This is a genomic window from Afipia sp. GW821-FHT04G03 (assembly GCF_059419985.1).
This window is the reverse complement of record NZ_JBWKSV010000007.1, coordinates 1-1,240: the sequence shown is the minus strand read 5'-3', so window position 1 is coordinate 1,240 and position 1,240 is coordinate 1. Positions and strand designations below refer to the sequence as shown.

The following is a 1,240-nucleotide window of genomic DNA, read 5'->3' as shown; positions in this document are numbered from 1 at the left end:
TGACCTGACCGGGCTTTTTTGGACCAAGCTTTGTGAGAAAGTGAGCTTGGAAAGGAGCTTTGGTTATGCCGAAGAAGAGATTCAGCGCGGAGCAAATTGTGGTGGTACTCCGTCAGATCGAAGTGTTGATGTCGCAGGGCAAAGGAGCGCCGGTAGCGTGTCGGGAAGCCGGGATTTCGCAGCAGAGCTACTACCGCTGGCGGAAGGAATACGGCGGGCTTGAACTTGATCAGGCCAAGCGGATGAAGGATCTCGAGCGCGAGAACGTGCGCCTCAAGCGGCTAGTCGCGGATCTATCGCTTGAGAAACAGGTGCTCAAGGACGTTGCCTCGGGAAACTTGTAAGCCCTGAACGGCGCCGACAGGCGGTAGAAGCCATCCGGGAGAAGTACAAGCTCTCGGAGCGCCATGCCTGTCGGATCGTCGGCCAGCACCGTGGGACGCAGCGATACACCACCATTATCCGTGCTGATGAAGATGTGCTGACGAGAGCGATTATCTCCTTAGCCTCCCAATACGGACGATATGGCTATCGCCGGATCACATCCCTGCTTGTCGATGCCGGCTGGCAGGTCGGGTGTGATCGGGTTCAACGGATCTGGCGCCGGGAGGGGCTTAAAGTACCCAGGAAGCAAAAGCCGCGGGGCCGGCTGTGGCTCAACGACGGGTCCTGTATCCGGCTGCGACCACAGCATCGCAATCATGTCTGGAGCTATGACTTCGTTGAGGCTCAGACCCACGACGGCCGCAAGGTCCGGCTGATGACTCTGATTGATGAGTTCACTCGCGAGTGCCTGGCCATCCGAGTGGCGCGCCGGATCAACAGCTTCGGCGTCATCGACACGATGGCTGACGTGATGCTTGAACGCGGTGTCCCCGACCACATCCGGTCGGACAACGGCGCGGAGATGACGGCCAAGATCGTGCGCAGTTGGTTTGCAGGGGTGGGAGCAAAAACGCTCTACATCGAACCTGGCAGCCCATGGGAAAACGGCTACTGCGAAAGCTTCAACGGCAAGCTGCGAGATGAATGCCTTAAAGGAGAAATCTTCTACAGCTTAAAGGAGGCCACCGTCGTCATCGAGCAATGGCGCAAGCACTATAACACGATCCGACCGCACTCATCGTTGCATTATCGACCGCCGGCACCGCAAACGTCATCGCCGGAAATACTGCATCTGGATCGGAACGCGGCCATGCAGTAATCTCCATCCCGCTGGTCCAAAATATCCATCAGGTCA

The 1,240-nt window shown here is 57.7% G+C and carries 1 pseudogene; it reads left to right on the top strand.

Annotated elements, in window-relative coordinates:
• Positions 1–65: 65 nt before the first annotated feature.
• Positions 66–1,240: pseudogene (locus AC07UB_RS23155) on the top strand (IS3 family transposase); the annotation flags it as partial.